Source organism: Actinomadura sp. NPDC023710 (assembly GCF_040639875.1).
GTDB lineage: Bacteria > Actinomycetota > Actinomycetes > Streptosporangiales > Streptosporangiaceae > Spirillospora > Spirillospora citrea.
The window spans coordinates 173074-197174 of the sequence record NZ_JBFAGB010000015.1 but is presented as its reverse complement, the minus strand read 5'-3'; the positions used below and the strand labels follow the sequence as shown (position 1 = coordinate 197174).

The following is a 24101-nucleotide window of genomic DNA, read 5'->3' as shown; positions in this document are numbered from 1 at the left end:
GGCCGGCCAGATCGTGATCGTGGGCACCGAGGGCTTCGACCCCGACAACCCCGACACCACCGAGAACGCCAAGTTCACCTTCAAGGGCGTTCCGAAGCCGTCGACCGTCCCCGACAGCCCGCCGCCCGTCGAGGGCGCGGTCAACTTCAACAAGGACTGACGTCCCGCGCGCAAAGGCCCGCGACCGGTCATCCGGCGGCGGGCCTTTCGCATGTCCGCGCTCCTCCCGGGCAGCAACCCCTCACATGATCGACTGCCGTCGGGAGCCGCCATGAGCCGTCTGACCCTGTCCGCCCCCGTCCTCGACGCCCCCGATCCGCACGCGCTGGCGGACTTCTACCGGCGCCTGCTCGGCTGGACGGTCGTGCAGGACGAGCCCGACTGGGTGAAGCTGCGTCCCCCCGGCGGCGGCACCGGCCTGTCGTTCCAGACGGAGCCGCTCTACCGACCCCCCACATGGCCCGCTGCCGAGGGCGCCCAACTGCAGATGGCCCACCTGGACTTCGAGGTGGACGATCTGGACGCCGCCGCGAAGCACGCCGAGGCCATGGGCGCCGTCCTGGCCGACTTCCAGCCGGAGGACGACGTCCGGGTCTTCCTGGACCCTGTGGGCCACCCGTTCTGCCTCTTCCTGGCCGAGCCGGAGACCCCGATCGGGTAATCCACCGGCGTCGGCATCGCCGCTGCGGGTTCGCCGCGCACCACCGGTTCGCCGCGCACCACTGTGCGGCTCTGCGTGATCGGGTTGGGGAGGGCGGGCCGAGGTCAGGAGGGGCTGGAGCGAGGGGGTGGGGCGGTGAGCCAGGTTCCTATTGCTTCATGGAGGGTCTTCTTGGTCTGGGGTGAGGCGAAGGAGGCGGTCACGGCGGCGTGGGCCAGCTCGGCCAGCGTGGGGTCGTCGTAGGCGAAGGCCGCGCGGACGTGGGCGTACTCGGTGGCGAGAGGGGTGTCGATCAGGGCGGGGATGTCGGTGTTGAGGGTGACCAGCAGGCCGGCCTCGCGGAGGCGGGGGAGGGGGTGCGCGTCCAGGGACGGGACGAAGCCCAGGGCGACGTTGGAGGACGGGCAGACCTCCAGGGGGATTCCGCGTTCGCGGACCTCGGCCACCAGGTCGGGGTCGTCCAGGATCCGGATGCCGTGGCCCAGGCGCTCGGTGCGGCCGGAGCCGAGCGCCTGCCGGATGCTGGCCGGGCCCTCGCCCTCGCCCGCGTGGTGGACGACGTGGAGTCCGGCGTCGTGGGCCGCGGCGAAGACCTCGGTGAACGGGTCGCCGGGGTGGGCCTCGTCGCCGGCGAGGCCGACGGCGACCACGCGGTCGTGGCGGCGGGCCAGGTCAAGCGTCCGCCAGGCGCGCTCGACGGAGCGGCGGCGGGAGTGGTCGAGTATCAGGCGGCACTCGATGCCGAAGGCCTCCTGGCCCGCCTCAAGACCCTCCAGGACGGCCGCCAGGGGCATGCCGAGGTCGTCGAGGCGCTCGCCGTGGGCGGCGGCGGTGAACGAGACCTCGGCGTACCGGACGCCCTGGGCCGCCTCGTCCTCGCAGAACTCGTAGGCGACGCGGCGGAAGTCACCGGGCCGCCGCAGGCAGGCGCGGACGAGGTCGTTCTGCGCGAAGAAGGAGGCGAAGTCGCCGAACGCGCCGACGTCGTCGGGGACCCGCACGCCGTTGGCGGCGCCGATCTCGCGGAGAGTGGCGCGGCGAACGGTGCTCTCGAGGTGGACGTGCAGGTGGGCTTTGGGCAGGGTCAGCAGATCACGCACTGGCGTACGGTACGAGTCCGGGACCTGGGCTGACGAACGAATATTCGTTGACCGGCATGGGGGGAACGGCCCATGATCGTCCGGATGCGCGGTCCAGGGCGTGGTGCCGGGTCACCTGGTGAGGTCACGGCGGTCGAGCGGCTGCGCTTCTCTGGACGAGATCGAGGGAGTTCCCGTATTGCTACGGATCCACCGGATAGAGGACGGGCAGCGCATCGAGGGGGTCGCACGGCCCGTCTTCATCCACAACTTCACGTACCACCTCACGAACCTCCTGGTGTTCGCGGACGGCGCGATCAGCTGCTGGGAGTGGGTCGACCTGGAGGGACTCCGGGAGAAGCTCGAATGCGGCTGGGTGGTGACGGAGGTACCCGACGGCGGTGAGGTCAGCGCGTTCGAGCTGGGCCGGTGGAAGGCCGCCGAGCCGGTGTTCGGCCTCACCCCGGAGATGCTGCTGGGGGAGGTGGCCGACGACATCGAGCGGTTGAACGACCGTCCGGACTCCACCGACCGCTGCCTGGCCGTGCTGGACCGATACCTGGAGACGCGGGACGAGGCCGACCGGCTGGCGCTGCGCGAGGCGTACCTGGCGATTCCCGCGCACAAGCGCCACTACTCGCTCGGCGACATGGACAACAAGGACCGCCCGCTGGTCTTCCTGTGCACCGATGTCGGCGAGCGCCCGATCGGCGGCTGGTTCGACGATGGCGTGGTGACCGAGGCGATGCGGGAATGGGCGCTGGACTACTTCGCCGAGGAGGCCCGTGGTCGCGCCGAATACGCGTCGAAGCGGTCGGCGGACGATCCGCGGGAGGCTCCGCGCGGGACGGTTCACCTTGGCGGGCGCGTGTTTCCGCGAGGGTGGCCGGACGACCCGGGAATCGACGCCCTGCAGAACGACTGCCCGGCCCCGATCGAGGCCGGAGGCGTCCTCTACCCGTCGGTCACGCATGCCTACTGGGCCCTGTCCGCTGAGGATCCCCAGGTCCGGGAGCAGATCCGCGCGGCCGAACGCCCCTACGACGCCCAGAAGATCGCAGAGGAGGCGTCCCGCGTCCAGGGATGGCCGCAGGCCAGGACGGCGGTGATGGCCGGACTCCTGCGCGCGAAGTACGCGCAGCATCCCGAGTTGGCGGAGATCCTGCTGGGCACGGGCGACGCCCCGATCGGGTACGGCGGAAGCGAGTCCGACCACTGGATCACGCGCGGTGAGAAGGGCCGCAACTGGGTGGGCCGGCTACTGGAACTCGTCCGTTCTGAGATCCGCGCACAGAGAGCCGGCCTGCTCCCCCTCGGGGAGACGGCGGATGGGCGTTCCGGTCAGCCGGGGAGGGCGTAGCGGCCGTCGTCCAGGGGGTCGACCAGGCCGTCGGCGATGAGGGCGTCCAGGGCGCGTTCGCGCTGGACGGCGTCCGACCAGACGACGTCCAGGGCCGGTTTCTCGACGGGGTCCTCGGCGTCTCGTAGGACGGCCAGGAGGCGGCCTCGGCATTGCCGGTCGGTGCCGGCGTAGGTCTGGCCCTTTCGCGGCGGCCCGTCGTAGGCGGGACGGCCGTTCCGTTGCCACGCGCACCTGTCGATGACGGGGCAGTCGACGCAGCGGGGCGAGCGGGCGGTGCAGACCAGCGCGCCCAGCTCCATGACGGCGACGGCCCAGCGGGCGGCGGTCGGCGGGTCGAGCGGGAGGAGGGTCTCCGCGAGCCTGACCTCGGCCCTGGTCTGCGTCTTCGGCGGGTACTCGACGCCGGAGAGCAGCCGGGCCAGGACGCGGCGGACGTTGGTGTCGAGGACGGCGTGCCGCTGCCGGAACGCGAAGCTGGCGACGGCGGCGGCCGTGTAGGCGCCGATGCCGGGGAGCGCCAGCAGGTCCGCGTGCGAGGTGGGGACGTCGCCGCCGTGCCGTTCGGTGATCGCGCGGGCGGCCGCGTGGAGGCGCAGCGCACGGCGCGGGTAGCCGAGCCGTCCCCACGCGCGGACGGCCTCGCCGGACGGTTCGGCGGCGAGCGCGGCGGGCGTCGGCCAGCGGGTCGTCCAGGCGTCCCAGACGGGCAGGACGCGGGAGACCGGTGTCTGCTGGAGCATGATCTCGCTGACGAGGACGCCCCAGGGGGTCGCGTCCGGCGCCCGCCACGGGAGGTCCCGGGCGTTCGCGTTGTACCAGTCGAGGATCGGTGCGGTGTAGGCGGAGTCGGTGTTCATGGCGCCCTGCCATTGTGGCACGCGGCGGGTCGCCCGCCCTTAACGGTTCCGTGAATGCATACTGCCCGCATGGGGGCGAACACCGAGCGCGACCGCGACGGTTCTGGACTCGATCGATACTGGCGGCGGCGCGTGTGGGCCCTGGCGGGCGTCCTCGGGGCCGTCGGCCTGCTGGCCTGGACATGCCAGGGAGGCTCCGGCGGCGCCGGGAAGGACGAGCCGGGCCGCCCTGCGGGCGCGGCCGAGGGAACGCGCCCCCCGCCGCCGCCGAGCGCGATGCCGACGGTCACCGTCACCACGACGACCACGCCCGCGCCGGAGCAGGCCGACGGCGGCCCCTGCGACCGCGGTGACCTCGTGGTCAACATGTCCGCCGCGAAGAACGTCTACACGGGGTCCGAACGGCCGGAGTTCCGGGTCACGGTCGTCAGCACGGGTGAGGGGACCTGCGCGTTCGACACGGGTTGGCTGGACGTCCGCATCACCTCCGGCGCGGACCGCGTCTGGTCGTCGACCAAGTGCCGCAAGGCAGGCGCGCCCAAGGCGACGCTCCGGCGCGGCATCCCCTACGTCGACGACGTCGTCTGGGACCGCCGGCGCGACTGCAAGGGCGCCGTCCGCGCCCGCCCCGGCACCTACGTGGCCACGCTGAAAGGCGCGAAGGCCAAGAAACAGATCTTCAGCCTCCGCTGATCCGTCCCGCCCGCCGCGCCGTCTGTTCTTCATGGCTTAGATGACGGGTTCTGGTGCGGGTCGTGCTCGGTCGGCCCTCTGGGGAGCCGGGCTAGACGTAGCGTTCCAGGATGGACGACTCGGCCAGGCGGGAGAGGCCCTCGCGGACGCTGCGGGCGCGGGACTCGCCCACGCCCCCGACGGCCTGGAGGTCGTCGATGCTGGCGGCGAGGAGTTTCTGCAGGCCGCCGAAGTGCTCGACGAGGCGTTCGACGACCAGGCTCGGCAGGCGCGGGACCTTGGCGAGCAGCCGGAAGCCCTTGGGGCTGACGGGCAGGTCGAGGGCGTCCGGGCCGGCGAAGCCCATCACCTCGGCGACCGTGGACAGGTCGAGCAGCTCGTTGGCCGACAGGGTGTCCAGGGAGGACAGGATGGCGTCCACGCCGCGGGTGCGGGTGTCGTCGGACGGGTAGTCGCGGACGATCAGCTGCCGGTCGACGTCCACGCCGGAGACCAGCTCGTCGAGCTGGAGGGACAGCAGGCGGCCGTCGGTGCCGAGCTCGACGACGTAGCCCTCGATCTCGTCGGCGATGCGGCGCACCATCTCCAGGCGCTGGACGACGGCGCTGACGTCCCGGACGGTGACGAGGTCCTCGATCTCCAGCGCCGACAGCGTGCCGGACACCTCGTCGAGGCGCAGCTTGTAGCGTTCGAGCGTCGCCAGGGCCTGGTTGGCCTTGGAGAGGATGGCCGCCGAGTCCTCCAGGACGTAGCGGATGCCGTCGAGGTAGAGCGCGATGATGTGCATCGACTGGCTCACCGAGATGACCGGCAGGCCGGTCTGGCGGGCGACGCGCTCCGCGGTGCGGTGGCGGGTCCCCGACTCCTCGGTGGGGAGGGTGGAGTCCGGCACGAGGTGGACGGCGGCGCGGACGATGCGGGTGTGGCTGTCGTCGAGGACGATCGCGCCGTCCATCTTGGCGAGCTCGCGCAGCCGCGTGGCGGAGAACTCGACGTCGAGCTCGAAGCCGCCCGTGCACAGCTCCGCGACGGGCGCGTCGTAGCCGAGCACGATCAGGCCGCCGGTGTGGCCCCGCAGGATGCGCTCCAGTCCGTCCCGGATCTGGGTGCCGGGAGCCACCGCGGCCAGTGTGGCGCGGCGTCGTTCGTCATGACCCTTGTCGTGTGATGGCACCTGGCCCCCGGAGGTCGCTGGACGGCGCCAGTTTACCGAGGCGGGCCGCGCACTGGTTCCTCCCCAGGTCGCAAGCGTGCGTTGTGTGGAGTAATACTCTGGCGGGACGCCTGTCAGGGCGCGGTAAACGCGACCTGCAGCGCCTGCTGGAGGCTGTCGACCTCCATGACCTTCATGCCCTCGTAGCTGCTGAGCTGCGGATCCGCGCGTTTGAGGGGCCCGTCGGCCAGTTCGAGGGAGCCGCGCGGGACGACGGCGTGCTTGAACCCGAGCCGCGCCGCCTCGGCCAGCCGCCGCTGGACGCCGGGCACGACGCGGACCTCACCGGCGAGGCCCACCTCGCCGAGCGCGATGAGGCTGGTGGACAGCGCCTGCTCGACGGTGGAGCCCGCGACGGCGAGGCCGAGGGCCAGGTCGACGGAGGTCTCGGCGAGCCGGACGCCGCCGACCGTCGAGACGTACACGTCCTGCTCGTGCATGGAGATCTTGCAGCGCTGCGCGAGGACGGCGAGGACCATCGCGACGCGGGACGTGTCGAGCCCGGAGGTGGCGCGCCGCGGCGCCGGGAGGTGCGACTTGGCGACGAGCGACTGCACCTCTGCGACGAGGGGGCGGCGCCCTTCGAGCGTGACGGTGACGCAGGTACCGGGGACGGCCTCCTCGCGGCGGGTGAGGAACAGGCCGCTCGGGTCGGGCAGCCCGACGATGCCGACCTCGGACAGGTCGAAGCAGCCGAGCTCGTCGGTGGGGCCGTACCGGTTCTTCACCGCGCGGATCATGCGGAGCCGGGAGTGCCGGTCGCCCTCGAAGTACAGGACGACGTCGACCAGGTGCTCCAGCAGGCGCGGCCCGGCGATCGCGCCCTCCTTGGTGACGTGGCCGACCAGCACGACGGTCATGCCGCGCTCCTTGGCGACCCTGATCAGGTTGGCGGCGACCTCGCGGACCTGGGTGACGCCGCCGGGCGCGCCGTCGGCCTCGGCGGTGCCGATCGTCTGGATGGAGTCGACGACGAGCAGCCCGGGCCCCACCGAGTCGATGTGGCCGAGGATCGCCGACAGCTCCGTCTCGGCCGCCAGGTACAGCCGGTCGGTGATCGCGCCGACGCGGTCGGCGCGCAGCCGGACCTGCTCGGCCGACTCCTCGCCCGTCACGTACAGGACGTTCCCGCCCGCCGGTTCTTCGGCGCCCGCCGGGCCCGCGGCGCCGCGGGACCCCGTCGAGGCGAGGGCGGCGACCTCCAGCAGCAGCGTCGACTTGCCGATGCCGGGCTCGCCCGCCAGCAGCAGGACGGCCCCGGGCACGATGCCGCCGCCGAGGACGCGGTCGAGCTCGTCCAGGCCGGTGGGGCGCGTCTGCGCGGACCGCACGTCGACCTGCCCGATCGGGCGGGCCGGTGAGGTGACCGCCCCCGCCGACACGACCCGGGCCGGGGTCGCCGACGCGGCCTCGGTGACCGTCCCCCATGTCTGGCACTCGCCGCAGCGCCCGACCCACTTGGAGGTCTGCCACCCGCACTCCGAGCACCGGTAGAGGGCCTTGGCCGTCTTCGCCTTCGCCATGTGCGGAAGCGTAGAGCCGCGCACCGACAGTTCTCGTCCCCGCGCGGGGGTCAGCTCTCCTTGCGGGCCCGTTCGATCAGGTCGCCGAGGTGGTCGGACACGATGCTCGGACGTTCGAGCATGGCCATGTGCCCGGCGCCGGGGACGACCTCCAGCCGCCCCGACGGCGCGCAGGAGGCGATCTTCAGGCTGTGCTCGACCGGGGTGAGCATGTCGTTCTCCGCGCCGATGACCAGGGTGTCGGCGCCGCCGAGCGACGCGCACTCGCTGATCACCTCGGTGGTGATCATGGAACGGAAGAAGTCGACGAAGGCGTCCATGCGGGTGTCGGCCATCATCTGCTCGGCGAAGGCGACCGCGGCGGGGCTGGCGTCCGGGCCGAAGGCGACCAGGTCCTCGACGAGGGCGGCGGCGTCGCGGCCGAGGTGGCGGACGCGCTCGACGACCCCGGAGCCGGCGCCGAGCGCGCCGAGGGCGGCGGGCATGAGGCGGTGGGTGGTGCGCGCGATGAGCGCGGGCATGCCGAGCGTGACCTCGCCGAGGCCGCCGGAGGACGTGCACAGCAGCCCGACCGCGAGGATCTTGCGCCCGACCAGGTCGGGGTTCTCGTCGACGTACCGCATGATGGTCATGCCGCCCATCGAGTGGCCGACCAGGACGACGGGCGTCTCGGCGGGCACGGTCGCCTCGATGACGGCGCCGAGGTCGCGGGCCAGGCGGGGGACGGCGTAACCGTCGCGAGCGCCGCCGTCGGAGCGGCCGTGGCCGCGGTGGTCCCAGAAGACGAGGCGGCCGAGGCCGCGCAGGGCCTTGCGCTGGAAGTGCCAGGAGTCCTGGGTGAGCGTCCAGCCGTGGCAGAACACGATCGCGAGGTCGGTGCGGTCCTCGCCGTCGATCTCGGCGTAGAGGCGGGTGCCGTCGTCGGCGCGGACGGGCAGGGGGCGGCCGCGCAGCGATCCGAACGGCTCGCCCGCGAACGGGTCGGGACGCAGTTGCAGGCGGCGCATGGCGCGGCGCTGGGCGACCAGCCCGGCGCCGGCGCCGGCCGCGCCGAGGGCGGTGGCGGCGAGGAGACCGCCGAGCGCCCTCCCGGTGGTGACTCGGCTCGTGGCGGCGGCGCGACCCATGGTGCGTTCCTCCCGATGACCCAACTGACTGGTAACTCAGGGGCAACGCCACCACAAATTCACGGCATAGTCCACCTCGAGGCCGGGGAGTTCGTGCAGGCAGGCGTCCGCGAGATCGCGGAGGAACTCGATCCGCAGGACGGCGGCCAAGTCCTCGCGGGTCCGGAACGCCCACCGGATGGTCAGCGGCTCCCGGTGGAAGCCGCGCCGCGTCCAGAACCGCTCGACGGCGGCGGGGTCGTATTTCGGCAGGCTCCGCCGGAACCAGCGGCCGAACGTGGACCGGGTGGCGTCGTTGTCGATGACGAGGATCGCGCCGCCCCGCCGGACGACCCGGTCCAGTTCGGCGAGGCCCGGCTCGCATCCCGGGCCGAAGAAGTAGGCCCACCGGGCGTGGGCGACGTCGATCGACGCGTCCGGGATCGGCAGTGCCTGCGCGGTGCCCGCACGCACGGTGACGTTGGGAAGGTCCCGCGTCCGGCGGGCGGCGGCGGAGGCGAGGCCAGCGTGCGGCTCCACGCCGATCACCCGGCGCGCGTCCTCGGCGAAGAACGGCAGGTGGAAGCCGGTGCCGCAGCCGACGTCGAGGACGTCGGCGCCGTCCCAGGGACGGATCGCGCGCATGGCGGCGGCCAGCACGCCGTCGGGGTCGACGGCACGGTTCTCCAGCTCGTAGACCTGGGGGGAGTTCCAGATGTTGGGGCTGGGCACGGCGCCCCGCGCGATCTCGGCCACGGAGACAGAGGGTAGCGGCGCGGCCGGCGGAGCAAGCGAGATCACTCCCGGCGAGTGTTTCATCACGGCCGCAGCGGCATAGGCTCTCTTCTACGACACAGTCGAGCGATCATTCATGGCGAGGAAGCCTTGGCCCCGCAGCACAACGGCGCCCCTTCACCGGCGCTCCGCGTACCGGACGCGCCGATCACGCTCTCCACGGCGTCGGTGTACCCGGAGAAGGTCCCGAGCGCCTTCGAGATCGCCTCGCTGCTGGGCTACGACGGCATCGAGGTGATGGTCTCGACGGACGCCTCGTCCCAGGACCTGAACGTCCTGCGCCGGCTGTCGGACTACCACCAGGTCCCCATCAAGTCGATCCACGCGCCGTGCCTGCTGCTCACCCAGCGGGTCTGGGGGCGCGATCCCTGGGGCAAGCTGGTGCGCTCCAAGGACGTGGCCGAGGAACTGGGCGCGGAGGTCGTCGTCGTGCACCCGCCGTTCCGCTGGCAGCGCGACTACGCGAAGGAGTTCGTCGAGGGCCTCGCCCGCATGCAGGACGAGACGGACGTGCTGTTCGCGGTGGAGAACATGTTCCCGCTCAAGGCGCGCGGCGCCGAGGCGGGCATGTACCTGCCCGACTGGAATCCCGTCGACCAGGACTACCCCTACGTGACCCTCGACCTGTCGCACACCGCCGTCTCGGGTTCGGACGCCCTCGACATGGCGGGGAGCCTGGGCGACCGCCTGCGCCACATCCACCTCGCCGACGGGCTCGGGATCACGAACAAGGACGAGCACCTCGTCCCCGGCCGGGGCAACCAGCCGTGCGGGACGATGCTGGAGAACCTCGCCGAGGGCGGCTTCAAGGGGCACATCGTCCTGGAGGTCAACACGAGGCGCGCGTCCAGCCGGATCGAGCGGATGGAGGACCTCGCCGAGGCCCTCGCGTTCGCGCGCCTGCACCTGGCCGCCGCCGCCCACACGTGGGAGGTCACCTCGGCCGGGGAGGTCACCCGCCGGGGCGTGCGCCGGTGAGCGGACCCCGGGAAGGGGCCGGGACGCGCGGGCGGGGCCCGGGCCGCAGGCCCGGCCCGACCGAGACGCGCGAGAAGATCCTGGCCGCGGCGCGGGACCTGTTCGCCGAGAAGGGCTACGACGGCGCGTCGCTGCGCGCCATCGCCCGCGCCGCGGAGGTCGACCCCGCGCTGGTGCACCACTTCTTCGGCAACAAGGAGGGCGTGTTCGTCGAGGCGATGCGCTTTCCGGTGGATCCGTCCGTCCTGTTGCCGCACATCATGTCGTTCCCCCCCGACCGCCTCGGCGAGGCGATGGTCCGCACCTTCCTCCAGGTGTGGGGGGACGAGGACCGCCGCGCCCCGATGCTGGCGATGCTCCGCTCGGCGATGACGAACGAGCGGGCGGCCGCGCTGCTGCGCGAGTTCGTCACGTCCGCGCTCTTCGGGCGGGCGTCGCAGGCCACGGAGGCGGCGCCGCTCGGCATCCAGGCGGCGGCCGGTCAGATGATCGGCCTGATGATGCTGCGCTACGTGCTGCGCATCGAGCCGCTGGCCTCCGCCTCCGAGGACGAGCTGGTCGAGCTGGTGGCGCCGACGCTCCAGCGCTACCTCACCTCCTGAGGCCTCACACTCCTCCGCTCTGCCGGGCTCCCCTTTTGCCGACGGGACCTTCGGCCCCTTGACCGGAGTCCCGCCCCGCCTTAAATTCAACACATGATGAGTTCTAGTCCGGCGGGCGCCTCCGGGCCCGCGGTGGAGGTGCGCGACCTGCGGGTCGCGCGTGGGGGCCGGGAGGTGCTGCACGGGCTCACCTTCGACGTCCCGCGCGGCTCGATCGTGGGGGTGCTCGGCCCGAGCGGCTGCGGGAAGACGACCCTGATGCGGGCGCTCGTCGGCGTCCAGATCGTGCGGAGCGGCGCCGTGACCGTGCTCGGCGAGCCCGCCGGGTCGCCCGGCCTGCGGCGCCGCGTCGGGTACGCGACGCAGACGCCGGCCGTCTACGCCGACCTGACCGTCGCCGAGAACCTGCGCTACTTCGCGTCCGTCCTGGGCGCCCCGCGCGCGGACGTCGCCCGCGTCATCGACGAGGTCGGCCTAGGCCGCAGCCGCGACCAGACGGCGGCGACGCTGTCGGGCGGGCAGCTCAGCCGCGTGAACCTCGCCGTGGCGCTGCTCGGTGAGCCGGAGCTCCTCGTCCTGGACGAGCCGACCGTGGGGCTCGACCCCGTGCTGCGGCAGGAGCTGTGGGAGCTGTTCCGCGAGCTGGCCGAACGGGGCGCCACCCTCGTCGTGTCCAGCCACGTCATGGACGAGGCGGGACGCACCGACCGGCTGCTGCTGATGCGCGAGGGCGACGTCCTCGCCGACGGCACCCCGGAGAGCCTGCGCTCGCGCACCGGCGCCTCCGACCTCGAAGAGGCGTTCCTCCACCTGATCCACGAGAAGGCCGGGAGCCCGTCATGAGCGCCGCCATCACGTTCGCCACGATGCGGCGCATCCTGGCGCAGCTCAGGCACGACCACCGCACGCTCGCCCTGCTGATCGGCGTGCCGACGCTGCTGATGATCCTGCTGCGGTACGTGTTCGACCAGCCGACGGCCTTCGACCGCATCGGGCCCATGCTGCTCGGCCTGTTCCCGTTCGTCGTCATGTTCGTGGTGGCCAGCGTCGCCACCCTCCGCGAGCGCACGGGCGGCACCCTCGAACGGCTGATGACGATGCCGCTCGGCAAGCTCGACCTGCTGCTCGGCTACGCCCTGGCCTTCGGCCTGCTCGCGCTCGTCCAGGTCGCCGTCGTGCTGGCGGTCTCGCTGACCTGGCTCGACCTCGACCTGAACGGTTCGCTGGCGTCCCTGGTCCTGGTCTCCCTGCTGGACGCGCTGCTCGGCATGGCCCTCGGCCTGTTCGCCAGCGCGTTCGCCCGGACCGAGTTCCAGGCCGTCCAGTTCATGCCCGCGTTCGTCCTGCCGCAGCTGCTGCTCTGCGGCCTGATCATCCCGCGTGAGGACATGGCGTCCTGGCTCCAGGCGATCGCGGACGTCCTGCCGCTGTCCTACGCGGTCGAGGGGATGCAGGAGATCAGCTCCAGTCCCGACTTCACCGGCACCCTGGCCCTGGACGTCTCCGTGATAGCCGCCTTCGTGGTGGTCGCGCTCCTGCTGGGCGCGGCGACCCTGCGCCGCCGGAGCGGCTGAGCCCTGGCAGGGGGCCGACCCGCGAGCGGGGTACCGGGTTTACACGGACGCGCGGTTACGCCGTAACCGGACAGGTGGGGTGAAGCCGGCCGTCCTTGCTCGGCGCGGCTGGTAGCTTCGCGCCATGACCTCCCCAGATCTTCACGGCTCGCAGGTGCCGCAGAGGCCCGACGAGGGGGCGCCCGCGCCCGCGGGGCCCGAGGCTCCGGGCGCTCCGGGGGGCCCGGGGCCGGACGCCGAGGCCGCGTTCTGGGGCGGCTCGGACGGCGGCGGCGAGACGCGGCGCAAGCGGCGCTGGCCCCGCGTCCTGATCGCCGTGGGGGTCTTCGTGGCGCTGGTCGTCGCCGGTCTCGGCGGGCTGGCGTGGCAGCGGCAGTCGTCCTACAACGGCAACATCGACCGGCTCAAGGGCGTGATGCCGGACGATTCCCCGAACCGTCCGGGCGCGAACGTCGAGGGGACGGAGAACTGGCTGCTCGTCGGCTCGGACTCGCGGGCCGATGCGACGACCGGCGAGGGCAACCAGGTCTGGAAGCCGGGGCAGCAGCGCACCGACACGATCATGCTGCTGCACCTACCGGCGGACCGGAAGAAGGCCTACATCGTCTCGTTCCCGCGCGACTCCTGGGTGGAGATCCCCGGCTACGGGCAGCAGAAGATCAACGCGGCGTTCTCGTTCGGCGGGCCGAAGCTGCTGATCGAGACGTTGGAGAGCCTCACCGGCATCCGCATCGACCACTACGGCGCGATCGACTTCGAGGGCTTCAAGTCGATGACGGACGCGCTCGGCGGCGTCACCGTCAACATCAAGCAGGGCGTGTACGACCCGGCGCGCAAGAAGCGCTGGGAGGCGGGACGGCAGAAGCTGAACGGCGAGGACGCGCTGCTGTTCGTCCGGCAGCGCTACAACCTGCCGAACGGCGACTTCGACCGGATCAAGCGGCAGCAGGCGTTCCTCGGGGCGCTCGCCAAGCAGGCCGCCGACCGGGGCACGCTCACCAACCCGCTCAAGCTCGACCGGTTCCTGTCGGCGCTCACCAAGTCGATCAGCGTGGACGAGGGGGTGTCGGCGGGCGACCTGCGCTCGCTGGCGCTCAGCATGCGCAGCGTCCGCGCGTCCGACGTGATGTTCATGACGCTGCCGCACAAGGGCACCGGCATGCGCAAGAGGCAGAGCGTCGTGTTCCTGGACGGAGCGAAGGCGAAGGCCCTCTTCGAAGCGGTCAAGACCGCGCGGATGAAGGAGTACGTGCAGCAGTACGGCGCCGGGAACAGCCTCGGCACCGTGTCGTGAGCGCCGGGCCCCGGCGGCATAACCTGGGACGGTAGGCCCAGGGGACGAGGGGTTCGCACAGTGCTTCGTCAGGCGTTGCTGGTCGCGTCGCGCAGCGGCGGCGCGCGCAGGGTGGTGGAGACCGCGCCGTTCACCGGCGACGTGGTCCGCCGCTTCGTCGCCGGTGAGTCGATCGACGACGCCCTGCGCGTCACCTGCGGGCTGACCGGCGAGGGCCTGCTCGTCAGCCTGGACGTCCTGGGCGAGGACACCCACGACGAGGGCCGCGCCGAGGCGAACGCCGCGCACTATGTCGAGCTTCTGGGACGGCTGGGCGCAGCCGGGCTCGGGAGGCGCGCCGAGGTGTCGCTCAAGCTGTCGGCCATCGGGCGGACCTTCGACGAAGACCTCGCCCTGGAGAACGCGCGGCGGGTGTGCGCGGCCGCCCGCTCGGCCGGCACGACGGTCACCCTCGACATGGAGGAGCACACGGCCGTCGACTCGACGCTGGGAGCCGTCCACGAACTGCGGCGGGAGTACCCGGACGTGGGCGCGGTCGTCCAGGCGTACCTGCGCCGTGCAGAGGAACACTGCGCGGAACTGGCCTACGAGGGTTCGCGCGTGAGGCTGTGCAAGGGCGCCTACGCGGCGCCGGCGGCGGTCGCCTTCACCGACAAGGAGGAGGTCGACAGGTCGTACGTGCGGTGCATGAAGGTGCTGATGGCAGGCAAGGGCTACCCGATGCTCGCCACGCACGACCCCCGGTTGATCGAGGTAGCGGGCGCGCTGGCGGTGCTGAACGAGCGCGACGACGACACGTTCGAGTACCAGATGCTCTACGGGATCCGCCCGCAGGAGCAGCGCCGCCTCGCCGCTGAGGGGGCGCAGGTCCGCGTCTACGTCCCCTACGGCCGCGAGTGGTACCAGTACTTCATGCGCCGGCTCGCCGAGCGGCCCGCCAACCTGCGCTTCTTCATGCGCTCCCTCGTCGGGCGGTCCTAGGGCGCTCCTGGGGCGGTTCTGGGGCCGGTCGCCGGGCGGCGCCGGCCGGCCCGGCGATAGGCTGGACGGGTCGTTTGGAACCCCACGTCAAGGTATGTCGATGATCGCGATTCTGGGTGCCGGGAAGATGGGCGAGGCGCTGCTGTCCGGGGTGCTCCGGGCCGGCCGCCGCCCGTCCGAGCTGATCGCCACCGCGCGCCGGGAGGAGCGGGGCGCGCTGCTGCGGGAGCGCTACGGCGTCGAGATCGTGCCGAACACGGAGGCCGCCGCGACCGCCGAGACGCTGGTCCTCGCGGTGAAGCCGCAGGACATGGGGGCCCTGCTGGACGAGGTCGGCCCGCACGTGCCGCCCGGACGGCTGGTGATCTCGATGGCGGCGGGCATCACGACCGGGTTCGTCGAGGCGCGGCTGCCGGAGGGCGTCCCCGTCGTCCGCGTCATGTCGAACACGCCCGTCCACGTGGACGAGGCGATGAGCGTCATCTCGCCCGGGTCGCACGCGGCGGAGGAGCACCTGAAGCTGGCCGAGGAGCTGCTGTCGCCGGTCGGCAAGGTGCTGCGCATCCCCGAGTCGCTGCAGGACGGCGCGACGGCCCTGTCCGGCAGCGGACCGGCGTACTTCTACTACCTCGTCGAGGCGATGGTGGACGCGGGCATCCTGCTCGGCATGCCGCGCGCCGCCGCGCTGGAGATGGTCATCCAGTCGGCGGTCGGCGCCGCCGTCATGCTCCGCGACTCCGGCGAGCACCCGGTGCTGCTGCGCGAGGCCGTGACGTCCCCGGGCGGGACGACGATCTCGGCGATCCGCGAGCTGGAGCGGCACGGCGTCAGGGCCGCCGTCCTGGAGGCCATCGAGGCGGCCCGCAACCGGGGACGCGAGCTCGCCGGCGGCTGACGCGCCCGGCCCCGGAGGATGTTCATCTTTGAACATTGAGCCGTGCCGGGGCCGCGTCCGTGTAAGAGGTATGGGACTCATACTCCGCCTGATCGTCGCCGCCGGGCTGGCGGCCGACGCGATCGTGCACTGGAAGTTCGCACCCGACATGGCCTTCGTGCAGGGCGGTTCCATCGACGGAGACCTGCTGTTCCGCGTCCAGGCCGCGGTCGCCGGGGTGGTCGCGGTGATCGTCCTCACCTACGCGGCCCGCTGGGCGTACGCGCTCGCCTTCCTCGTCGCGGCCGGCGCGGCGGGCGCGGTCGTGCTCTACTACTACGTCGACGTGGGCACGCTCGGCCCGCTCCCCGACATGCACGAGCCCGTCTGGTACCTCGAAAAGACGATCAGCCTCGCCGGCGAGGGCGGCGCGGCGCTGGCCGCGCTGGTCGGCGTCTTCGCCGCCGGGCGCGGCCGCCGCGCGGACGACGAGCTCCTCGACCCCGAACCCGCCGGCCGCTTCTGACCCGGAGCAACGAGCGGCCCGACAGGGCCGCGGGCGGCGCTCATCTGGCAGTCCCCAGAGCCAGGGACCCGAAAGGGCGCGCGGAGCGAAAGGCCTGTGGAGTGTTGCCGCGCCCTGCGGACCGAGCGTGACGAGGTCCGTGCGGGGCGTAGGAAAAGATCACGATTTCGGCGGCATGGCCGGTCCCGCCCGGTTACCATCGAATTGATCTTGGACATCTGGGGGCCGGATGCGAGAACGGCGCGAACATCCGAGCGAGATGCCGTTCCCGGCGTCCGCCCTGCACAGGGCGCTGCTCAGGGCGCGGGTCCCGCGCTTCATGGCCGACCACGCGGCCGCCCTGCTGGCCGGGCTCACGGCGAGACGCCCGGAGCGCCCGGACCGCCCGGACCGCCGGGACTAGGCGGCCTTGGAGCGCCTCCCCGCCCTGGGGTGCTTGCCCGTCCCGCCCGTGACGGTCCGGACGAAGTGGGCGGCGTCGCGCATGGCGGCGCTCGCCTCCGGGAGGACGCGGTTCAGGATCTGGAAGACGTGCATCTGCCCCTTCCAGATCTGCAGGTCGCAGTGGGCGCCGGCGCGGCGCAGGGCGTCGGCGAACGCCTCGGCCTCGGTGCGCAGCACCTCGGCGCCGCCCACCTGGATGAGGACGGGCGGCATGTCGTTCCAGGCGCAGGTGAGCAGGGCCAGCCGCGGGTCCTCGAACCCGGTCGGCCCCACGACGAGGCGGGCGACCCGGCGCGCCGACGACGCGCTGATGTAGGGGTCGCGGGCGCGGCTCTGCGCGCCCATGGACAGCTCGCAGGTCAGGTCGACCCACGGGGAGAACAGCATGAGCCCGGCGGGGCCCGGCAGGCCCTGGCGGCACAGTTCGCCGGTCAGCGCGGCGGACAGGTGCCCGCCCGCCGAGTCGCCCGCGAGAACGATGCCGGACGCCGGCACGCCCCGCGCGAGCAGCCAGCGGTAGGCGGCGACGGCGTCCTCCAGCGGCGCCGGGAACGGGTGCTCGGGGGCGAGCCGGTACCGCGGGGCGAGGATGGGCAGGCCCGTGTCGACCGCGAGCCGCGAGGTGATGGGGCGGTGGGTGCGCGGCGAGCAGACGACGTAGCCGCCGCCGTGCAGGTACAGGACGGCGCCGGAGGGGTTCTCCTCCGCGGCATCGCGTGGAACGATCCACTCGCCCCTGACCGGGAGGCCGCCGTCCTCCCCGGGCGCCGGGTCGTTCAGCGACTCGACCCGCACGTGGGAGCTGTGCCGCAGCAGCAGGGACGCGGCGTCCACCGTCGAGCGCGCGGTGCGGATACTGGTCGCGTGGCCGGGGAGGTAGTGCAGGAACGGACGGACGCCCAGACGGAGCGCGTTGCTGATCGCGCGGCTGCGAACGCTCGGTCCGTCGTCCATTCACACCCCCCGTAGGAGATATCTGCCTGATGTAGGTATGCCCGTTTCCGGCATGTAACTCACGTCACAGATATGTTGCGGGCGGCGGCTTCCGGGCGGGGCGCCGCGCCGCGTCCCGCGGGGGCGGGAGCTGTGGGTCAGGTCACATGCCCTGCGCGATACCGTGAGGCCATGAGCAGTCCCGATTCGTCCCAGTCCGCCGGTCCCGAGAACTGCGGGCTGGAGATCTTCTGGGACGAGCGGCTCATCTCCTACGACTTCGGCCCCGGTCACCCCATGAACCCCGTGCGGGTCGAGTTGACGATGGCGCTCGCCCGCGGGCTCGGGGTCCTGGACCGCCCGAACGTGCGGGTCTCGGCGTTCGAGGCCGCGGACGACAAGCTGCTCCGGCTCGTCCACGAGGAGTCCTACATCGCGGCGGTCAAGCACTCCGGCGCCACCGGGCTGCCGGAGCTCGGGCACGGCCTCGGTACCCCCGACAACCCGGTGTTCCTCGGCATGCACGAGGCGTCCGCCCTGGTCACGGGCGCGTCGGTGGCCGCCGCGGAGGCGGTGTGGACGGGCCGCGCCGAGCACGCCGCGAACATCTCCGGCGGCCTGCACCACGCGCTGAGCGACGCCGCCAGCGGGTTCTGCGTCTACAACGACCCGGCCGTCGCGATCGCGTGGCTGCTGGAGAACGGCGCCGAGCGCGTCGCCTACGTCGACATCGACGTCCACCACGGCGACGGCGTCCAGGCCGCCTTCTACGACGACCCGCGCGTGCTGACGATCAGCCTCCACGAGTCCCCGCGGACGCTGTTCCCCGGCACCGGCTTCCCCGACGAGACCGGCGCGGACGGCACCTCGGTCAACATCTCGCTGCCGCCCGGCACCGGCGACCGGCCGTGGCTGCGCGCGTTCGACGCGATCGTCCCGCCGCTGCTGCGCCGTTTCCGACCGGACGTCCTCGTCACCCAGCAGGGCGCCGACGGCCACGCGCTCGACCCGCTCGCCCACCTGATCCTCAGTGTGGACGGGCAGCGGACGGCGTACTCGATGCTGCACCGGCTGGCGCACGAGACGGCCGGCGGCCGGTGGGTGCTCACCGGAGGCGGCGGCTACGAGCTGGTCCAGGTCGTCCCGCGGGCGTGGACGCACCTGCTCGCCGAGGCGGCGGGCGGCCCCGTCCCGCCCGGCACCGCGACCCCGGACGAGTGGCGCGAGTTCGTCCGGCAGCGGACCGAGGAGATCGCCCCGCGCCGCATGACGGACGGGACGGAGACGGTGGAGATCAGCAGGTGGGGGGACGGCTACGACCCGAGCAGCCCGGTGGACCAGGCGGTGCTGGCGACGCGCCGCGCGGTGTTCCCCGAGCACGGCCTCGACCCGATGACCGACGAGTGAAGCCTCCAGGGACCCTTCGCCCGTGAACCAGACGACCCCCGCGCCCGGAGGCCCTGTGCCCAGCAGGAAAGACGTGCCCACCAGAAAAGAGCTGCGCGCCCACCTCGTCCGCACGATGATCGCCGGCGACGTGGCCACGCCGCGCCAGAACAACCTGCTGCACTACCGGCGGATGGCCAATGGCGACCCGTCCTACCAGTTCGGCCTGGAACTGAAGCCGTCGTGGTCGGAGCGGTCGGTGCTGGAGATGATGGTCGAGCGGTGCGGCGTCGATCCCGATCCGCTGCATCTGTACGGGGACGACACCATCGATCCCGAGATCACGCTCGACACGCTGGAGGCGATGGGGGAGCGCATCGGCCTCGCGGCCCGGCGCAGGGAGCGCGTGATCCTCGCGACCGGGCATCCGTTCGCGCTGACGCCGCTGTACCAGGCGGTCGCGCGGGCGCTGGAGGACGCGGGCTGCCGGGTGCTGGCGCCCGCGGCCGGCTGGACCTACGAGGTCGACGCCGGGTACGGCGGCTCGGAGCTGCGCCGCATCGTCCACGCCGCCCCCGGCGTCGCGATGCTGGAGGGCGAGGACCTCCGCACGCACCACACGCACGACTCGCGCCCGATGGAGGCCATGCTCAGGGAGCTTGCTGCTAGCGGGTCCGAGGAAGATACGGAAGCTAAACCAGATATTTGGCCGGATCTGGCCATAGCCGACCACGGCTGGGCCGGAGCGGCCGGCCAGGCGGGCATCGACACCGTGGGGTTCGCGGACTGTAACGACCCGGCGCTGTTCGCCGGGGCCGCCGAGGGCAAGATCGACGTGGTCGTCCCGCTCGACGACGGCGTCTCCGCGCACCACTACGCGCCCCTGACCGCCTACATCCTTGATCGCGCGGGCCTGCGGCCTTCCGGCTGACGCGCCGCCCGGAGCCGGCTCCGGGGGCTTGCTCCAGGGGGACGCCTGGGTGGCGGCTTCTCGCCTGTCACGCCCTGTGACAGGACTGCCGTAACGAGGCGCATGAGCGTGCCGAGGGGCATCTGGCGCTGCGGAACCGCAGGTCATTTCGTGGTTTTGGTTAACAAATGTTCGTCGCGCCACACGCGGTGCCGTCGCGTCCACCCGCTGTACGGGATCAGCACTGTAACCCCGCGGTCAGGTCGGATACGGAAATGTGCGGAACTCCCCTCTTGCGACTGCCGGTACGCGATTTACGCTGGAGGAAGTACACGTGCGTGATCAAAGTCACCCGAAGGGCCGGTGCGCGGCACGTGTGGAAGAGGGCGTCCGATGACCTCAGGCGAGCGACCTCTGAGCGAGGTCAGGTTCCTGACCGTCGCCGAAGTGGCGGCGGTGATGCGGGTGTCCAAGATGACCGTCTACCGCCTCGTCCACTCGGGCGAGCTGCCCGCGATCCGCGTGGGCCGCTCGTTCCGGGTTCCCGAGCAGGCCGTCCACGATTACCTGCGCGACGCGTACATCGAAGCCGGATAACGGGTAGGGGCGGGGCATGACCCCGCCGCGAACTCAGTACCCGGCCGTGCAGGGGGCGTCGGGAGGGTCCCGAGGGACCGTCCCGAAGCTGGGGAAACAGGACGAGGACCGGCAGAACGGTCCGGACACCGAACGGACGGGCGTTGGCCGGCGGCCACGCCCGCCCGGAAGGGACGGTGCCCGGCGCCGTGCGACGCGCGGTGCCGGCCGCCGTCCGTGCCGGTCGTCTCCGGGCCGCGGAGCAGGCCGCGGCATGATCTCCACCCACGCAGCGGTACCCTGGGGCCTCGGACCGTGCGCGCTTACCGAGACTCGCTCTCCAGCGGCACGCCCGTCTCCTGCACATCACCCGAGACTCCGAGCGAGGTTCCGTGGGCTCTGTCATCAAGAAGCGCCGCAAGAGGATGGCCAAGAAGAAGCACCGCAAGCTTCTGAAGAAGACGCGCATCCAGCGCCGCAACAAGAAGTAGCGACCACACCGGCCGTCCAGCCGTGAAGGGGTAGGGCCCAGTGTCGTCCATGCCCGCCGCCGCGGCCCGTGTCGTCCTCGTCACGGGCGTCTCCCGTTTCCTGGGGGCGCGGGTCGCGAACACCCTGCAAGCCGACCCGGGCATCGAGCGCGTCATCGGGGTGGACACGGTGCCGCCGGCCGAGTCGCTCGGCCGCACCGAGTTCGTCCGGGTCGACATCCGCACGCCCGGCATCGCGAAGATCATCGCGTCGGCGGCGGTGGACACGGTGGTGCACCTCAACCTGGTGACGTCCTCGTCGGTTCCGCGGGCGAAGGTCAAGGAGCTGAACGTCATCGGGACGATGCAGCTCCTCGCGGCCTGCCAGCGCTCGCCGGACATGCGCAAGCTGGTCGTCCGGTCGTCGGCCGCCGTGTACGGCTCCTCCCCGATGGACCCGGCCGTGTTCACCGAGCGGGACGAGCCCGTCGAGGCGCCCAGGTCCGGGTACGCCAAGGACGCCGTCGAGGTCGAGGGCTACGTCCGCGGGCTGATGCGGCGCCGCTCCGATCTGGCCGTGTCGGTGCTGCGGTTCGCGAACTTCCTCGGCCCGGGCGTCGACTCGCCCCTCACCCGGTACCTGCGCCTGCCGGTCGTACCGACCGTGCTCGGGTTCGACCCGCGGTTGCAGTTCGTCCACGAGGACGACGGCGTCGAGGTGCTGCGGCGCATGACGGTCGAGGACCACCCCGGCTGCTACAACGTCGCCGGTGACGGCGTGCTGCTGCTGTCGCAGGCCCTGCGCCGCGCCGGGCGGCCCTACCTGCCCGTCCCGTCGCCGTCCATCTCGGTCCTCGGCGACATGGGGCGCCGCTTCGCGGGCCTGTCGGGGTTCTCGCCGGAGCTGCTGCGCTGGCTGACCTACGGCCGGGTCCTCGACATCACCGCGCTGGAACGCGAGCTGGCCTGGCACCCGAAGTACAGCTCGGAGGCGGCCTTCGCCGACTTCGCCGCCGCCCGAGGCTTCGTCCGCGGCGGCCTGACGTCCCTGCTGGGACGGGCCTGAGCCGCTTGGACCCGCCTGAGAGGAGAGCCGAGATGATGAACGACGCGCACCCCGGGGACGACGAGGGCGCTCAGGTCATCCGGCTCGGCGCGGTCCGCGAGGACGCCCCGGGCGGGGGCCCGCCCGGTGATGACCGGGCGCCCGAGCGAGGCCAGTTCGAACGGTCCCTGGCGTCCGGGCTGGCGTTCCTGCGGCGCCGGCTGACGGGCGAGTACGAGATCGACGAGTTCGGCTTCGACCCCGAGTTCAACTCCACCGTCCTGCTGCCGATGGCCCGCGCCCTCTACGAGCACTGGTTCCGCGTCGAGCTCGACGGCCTGGACAACATCCCCGAGGGCGGCGCCCTCCTCGTCGCCAACCACTCCGGCACGATCCCCCTCGACGCGCTCATGCTGTCGGTCGCCCTGCACGACCACGCCGACCGGCAGGTCCGCCTGCTCGGCGCCGACCTCGTCTACCAGATCCCCGTGCTCGGGCATCTGTCCCGCAAGGCCGGCCACACGCTCGCCTGCAAGGCCGACGCCGCCCGCCTGCTCGGCAAGGGCGAGCTGGTCGGCGTCTTCCCCGAGGGCTTCAAGGGCGTCGGCAAGCCCTTCTCCGAGCGCTACAAGCTCCAGCGCTTCGGCCGCGGCGGCTTCGTCGGCACCGCGCTGCGCGCGGGAGTCCCGATCGTGCCGTGCGCCATCGTCGGCGCCGAGGAGATCTACCCCAAGATCGCCGAGCTGCGCCCGCTGGCCCGCCTCCTCGGCCTCCCCTACTTCCCGGTCACGCCGACGTTCCCGCTGCTCGGCCCCGCCGGGCTCGTCCCGCTCCCGTCCAAGTGGGTGATCCGGTTCGGCGAGCCGATGACGCTGGACGGCCACGACGCGGACGCCGCCGACGACCCCATGACGGTCTTCGAGATCACCGACCACGTGCGCGAGAAGGTCCAGCACCTGCTCTACGAGACGCTGCTGCGCCGGGGCCCCGCCTTTCTCTGACCGTCCGGGCGCGGCTCTAGAGTGAGCGCCATGCCGCCGCTGCGCAGCCGCATGGTCGCTCGCGACCTGGGCGAACCCCACCGCGTCTCCAGTCCCCTGGAGCTGCTGTTCGACCTGACGTTCGTCGCCGCCGTGTCCCAGGTCGCCGGGCGGCTCGCCCACGCCACCGAGAGCGGCCACGTGGGCGACTCGCTCGCGCCGTTCCTCATGACGTTCTTCGCGATCTGGTGGGCGTGGATGAACTTCACGTGGTTCGCCTCCGCCTACGACACCGACGACGTCCCGTACCGGCTCATGACGTTCGTGCAGATGGCGGGCGTCCTCATCCTCGCGGCCGGGGTGCCGGACGCGTTCGAGGGCGACTTCACCACCGTGACGATCGGCTACCTCGTCATGCGCGTCGGCCTGGTCACCCTCTGGCTGCGGGCGGCCGCAGCGCATCCCGAGGGCCGCGCCACGGCCCTGCGGTACGCGATCGGGCTGTCGGTCGTCCAGGTGTTCTGGGTGGCGCGGCTCGCCCTGCCCGACCAGGGCCCGATGTGGGTGTTCTTCGTGTGCGCCGCGCTCGACCTGTCCGTCCCGCCGATCGCGGAGCGGCCCGGCATGACGACCTGGCACCCGCACCACATCGCCGAACGGTACGGGCTGTTCACGATCATCCTGCTGGGGGAGAGCGTGCTCGCCTCCACGAACGCGGTGCAGGACGCCGTGGAGCACGGGGTCGGCGGCGCCCTGGTCACGATCGCCCTTGCCGGGCTCGCCATCCTGTTCGCGCTCTGGTGGATCTACTTCTCCGAGCCCGCGGGCGAGGGCCTGGAACGGCGCCGCGACCGGTCCTTCCTGTGGGGATACGGCCACTACTTCGTCTTCGCCGCGCTCGCCGCCACCGGCGCCGGCCTGGAGACGGCGGTGGCATCCTCCGGCCATCACATCGAGGCGGGCGCGCGGCTGGTCGCCGCGTCCGTGACCATCCCCGTCGCCGTCGTCCTGGTCATGCTGTGGGTGCTGCACGCCCCGATGCGGCGCATGAACGCGCGCCCGGGCCTCCTCGTCGCCACAGCCGTCCTGGTGCTCCTCACGACCCTCGCCGCCCCCACCGTCGGCATCCCGGGAACCCTCCTCCTGATAGCCGCGCTCCTGGCCCTCTTCCTCACCACCACCCTCACCCGCCCGGCACCGCGACGCCCGGCCACCGACGTAGGATCATCGAGTTGATC

At 72.3% G+C, this 24101-nt stretch carries 26 protein-coding genes; 19 read left to right on the top strand and 7 right to left on the bottom strand.

All coding sequences use genetic code 11. The features are described from left to right. Positions 1 to 271 precede the first annotated feature (271 nt). The gene (locus tag AB0H37_RS19725) at positions 272 to 661 is read left to right on the top strand and encodes a VOC family protein (RefSeq protein ID WP_360614187.1); all 390 of its coding nucleotides are present in this window, start codon (positions 272 to 274) and stop codon (positions 659 to 661) included. A gap of 104 nt (positions 662 to 765) precedes the next feature. Here the strand turns inward: AB0H37_RS19725 and add are convergent, their stop codons facing one another. Continuing rightward, positions 766 to 1761, bottom strand: a complete 996-nt coding sequence (gene add / locus AB0H37_RS19720; RefSeq protein ID WP_360614185.1) for an adenosine deaminase — start codon at positions 1759 to 1761, stop codon at positions 766 to 768. Between the two features lie 178 nt (positions 1762 to 1939). On the opposite strand from add, the gene AB0H37_RS19715 reads away from it, so the two are divergent. Further along, the gene (locus AB0H37_RS19715; RefSeq protein ID WP_360614183.1) at positions 1940 to 3100 is read left to right on the top strand and encodes an NADAR family protein; all 1161 of its coding nucleotides are present in this window, start codon (positions 1940 to 1942) and stop codon (positions 3098 to 3100) included. Here AB0H37_RS19715 and AB0H37_RS19710 read toward each other — a convergent pair. Further along, a complete protein-coding gene (locus tag AB0H37_RS19710; RefSeq protein ID WP_360614181.1) occupies positions 3082 to 3960 on the bottom strand; it encodes an A/G-specific adenine glycosylase in 879 nt (292 codons plus the stop codon). The two genes, AB0H37_RS19715 and AB0H37_RS19710, sit on opposite strands and share 19 nt — an antisense overlap. A gap of 69 nt (positions 3961 to 4029) precedes the next feature. Here AB0H37_RS19710 and AB0H37_RS19705 point away from each other — a divergent pair, with 69 nt between their 5' ends. Further along, positions 4030 to 4653, top strand: coding sequence for a hypothetical protein (locus AB0H37_RS19705; RefSeq protein WP_360614179.1), 624 nt, complete (start codon positions 4030 to 4032; stop codon positions 4651 to 4653). 91 nt (positions 4654 to 4744) lie between these two features. Here the strand turns inward: AB0H37_RS19705 and disA are convergent, their stop codons facing one another. From disA to AB0H37_RS19685, 4 genes are all read right to left on the bottom strand, one after another. Next, positions 4745 to 5827, bottom strand: a complete 1083-nt coding sequence (gene disA / locus AB0H37_RS19700) for a DNA integrity scanning diadenylate cyclase DisA (RefSeq protein WP_179837833.1) — start codon at positions 5825 to 5827, stop codon at positions 4745 to 4747. Positions 5828 to 5940: 113 nt separating this feature from the next. Further along, positions 5941 to 7389 carry a DNA repair protein RadA gene (gene radA, locus AB0H37_RS19695; RefSeq protein WP_179837832.1) on the bottom strand — a complete coding sequence of 483 codons (1449 nt, stop codon included), beginning with the start codon at positions 7387 to 7389 and terminating at the stop codon, positions 5941 to 5943. A gap of 50 nt (positions 7390 to 7439) precedes the next feature. After that, positions 7440 to 8516 carry an alpha/beta hydrolase gene (locus AB0H37_RS19690; RefSeq protein WP_360614177.1) on the bottom strand — a complete coding sequence of 359 codons (1077 nt, stop codon included), beginning with the start codon at positions 8514 to 8516 and terminating at the stop codon, positions 7440 to 7442. 36 nt (positions 8517 to 8552) lie between these two features. Beyond that, positions 8553 to 9251: a class I SAM-dependent methyltransferase gene (locus AB0H37_RS19685; protein ID WP_360614175.1), complete on the bottom strand. Its 699-nt coding sequence runs from the start codon at positions 9249 to 9251 to the stop codon at positions 8553 to 8555. A gap of 129 nt (positions 9252 to 9380) precedes the next feature. On the opposite strand from AB0H37_RS19685, the gene AB0H37_RS19680 reads away from it, so the two are divergent. From AB0H37_RS19680 to AB0H37_RS19640, 9 genes are all read left to right on the top strand, one after another. Further along, positions 9381 to 10268, top strand: a complete 888-nt coding sequence (locus AB0H37_RS19680) for a sugar phosphate isomerase/epimerase (protein ID WP_179837830.1) — start codon at positions 9381 to 9383, stop codon at positions 10266 to 10268. After that, entirely contained in the window at positions 10265 to 10870 is a 606-nt protein-coding gene (locus tag AB0H37_RS19675; RefSeq protein WP_329084909.1) for a TetR family transcriptional regulator, read from the top strand. Before AB0H37_RS19680 ends, AB0H37_RS19675 begins: the two co-directional genes overlap by 4 nt. A 93-nt stretch (positions 10871 to 10963) precedes the next feature. Beyond that, positions 10964 to 11713, top strand: a complete 750-nt coding sequence (locus AB0H37_RS19670; RefSeq protein WP_329084910.1) for an ABC transporter ATP-binding protein — start codon at positions 10964 to 10966, stop codon at positions 11711 to 11713. Beyond that, entirely contained in the window at positions 11710 to 12444 is a 735-nt protein-coding gene (locus tag AB0H37_RS19665) for an ABC transporter permease (RefSeq protein ID WP_329084912.1), read from the top strand. The genes AB0H37_RS19670 and AB0H37_RS19665 overlap by 4 nt, the downstream gene beginning before the upstream one ends. A 124-nt stretch (positions 12445 to 12568) precedes the next feature. Then, the gene (locus tag AB0H37_RS19660; protein ID WP_329084914.1) at positions 12569 to 13738 is read left to right on the top strand and encodes an LCP family protein; all 1170 of its coding nucleotides are present in this window, start codon (positions 12569 to 12571) and stop codon (positions 13736 to 13738) included. Between the two features lie 60 nt (positions 13739 to 13798). Further along, positions 13799 to 14719, top strand: coding sequence for a proline dehydrogenase family protein (locus AB0H37_RS19655; RefSeq protein WP_360614171.1), 921 nt, complete (start codon positions 13799 to 13801; stop codon positions 14717 to 14719). A 100-nt stretch (positions 14720 to 14819) separates the two neighbouring features. After that, positions 14820 to 15614 (top strand): pyrroline-5-carboxylate reductase, encoded by a 795-nt coding sequence (proC, locus tag AB0H37_RS19650; RefSeq protein ID WP_179837825.1) that lies wholly within the window; start codon positions 14820 to 14822, stop codon positions 15612 to 15614. Between the two features lie 70 nt (positions 15615 to 15684). Next, positions 15685 to 16119, top strand: coding sequence for a hypothetical protein (locus tag AB0H37_RS19645; RefSeq protein ID WP_360614169.1), 435 nt, complete (start codon positions 15685 to 15687; stop codon positions 16117 to 16119). 229 nt (positions 16120 to 16348) lie between these two features. Beyond that, positions 16349 to 16522: a hypothetical protein gene (locus AB0H37_RS19640; RefSeq protein ID WP_360614167.1), complete on the top strand. Its 174-nt coding sequence runs from the start codon at positions 16349 to 16351 to the stop codon at positions 16520 to 16522. Here AB0H37_RS19640 and AB0H37_RS19635 read toward each other — a convergent pair. Further along, positions 16519 to 17517, bottom strand: a complete 999-nt coding sequence (locus AB0H37_RS19635; RefSeq protein WP_329084926.1) for an alpha/beta hydrolase — start codon at positions 17515 to 17517, stop codon at positions 16519 to 16521. The two genes, AB0H37_RS19640 and AB0H37_RS19635, sit on opposite strands and share 4 nt — an antisense overlap. Before the next feature lie 171 nt (positions 17518 to 17688). On the opposite strand from AB0H37_RS19635, the gene AB0H37_RS19630 reads away from it, so the two are divergent. The 7 genes from AB0H37_RS19630 to AB0H37_RS19600 all read left to right on the top strand — a co-directional run bounded on the left by AB0H37_RS19630 (position 17689) and on the right by AB0H37_RS19600 (position 24099). Beyond that, positions 17689 to 18903 carry an acetoin utilization protein AcuC gene (locus AB0H37_RS19630; protein WP_329084927.1) on the top strand — a complete coding sequence of 405 codons (1215 nt, stop codon included), beginning with the start codon at positions 17689 to 17691 and terminating at the stop codon, positions 18901 to 18903. Positions 18904 to 18976: 73 nt separating this feature from the next. Then, positions 18977 to 19813: a phosphatase gene (locus AB0H37_RS19625; RefSeq protein ID WP_360614164.1), complete on the top strand. Its 837-nt coding sequence runs from the start codon at positions 18977 to 18979 to the stop codon at positions 19811 to 19813. 372 nt (positions 19814 to 20185) lie between these two features. After that, positions 20186 to 20389, top strand: a complete 204-nt coding sequence (locus tag AB0H37_RS19620) for a helix-turn-helix domain-containing protein (protein ID WP_021591693.1) — start codon at positions 20186 to 20188, stop codon at positions 20387 to 20389. A gap of 371 nt (positions 20390 to 20760) precedes the next feature. After that, on the top strand, positions 20761 to 20859 hold the full coding sequence (locus tag AB0H37_RS19615; RefSeq protein ID WP_018654693.1) for an AURKAIP1/COX24 domain-containing protein: 99 nt from the start codon (positions 20761 to 20763) through the stop codon (positions 20857 to 20859). A 49-nt stretch (positions 20860 to 20908) separates the two neighbouring features. Then, complete coding sequence (locus tag AB0H37_RS19610) at positions 20909 to 21904, top strand: NAD-dependent epimerase/dehydratase family protein (protein WP_179839106.1); 996 nt, start codon at positions 20909 to 20911, stop codon at positions 21902 to 21904. A gap of 32 nt (positions 21905 to 21936) precedes the next feature. Further along, positions 21937 to 22884: a lysophospholipid acyltransferase family protein gene (locus tag AB0H37_RS19605; protein WP_360614162.1), complete on the top strand. Its 948-nt coding sequence runs from the start codon at positions 21937 to 21939 to the stop codon at positions 22882 to 22884. Positions 22885 to 22914: 30 nt separating this feature from the next. Next, on the top strand, positions 22915 to 24099 hold the full coding sequence (locus AB0H37_RS19600) for a low temperature requirement protein A (RefSeq protein ID WP_360614160.1): 1185 nt from the start codon (positions 22915 to 22917) through the stop codon (positions 24097 to 24099). The last annotated feature ends 2 nt before the right edge of the window (positions 24100 to 24101 follow it).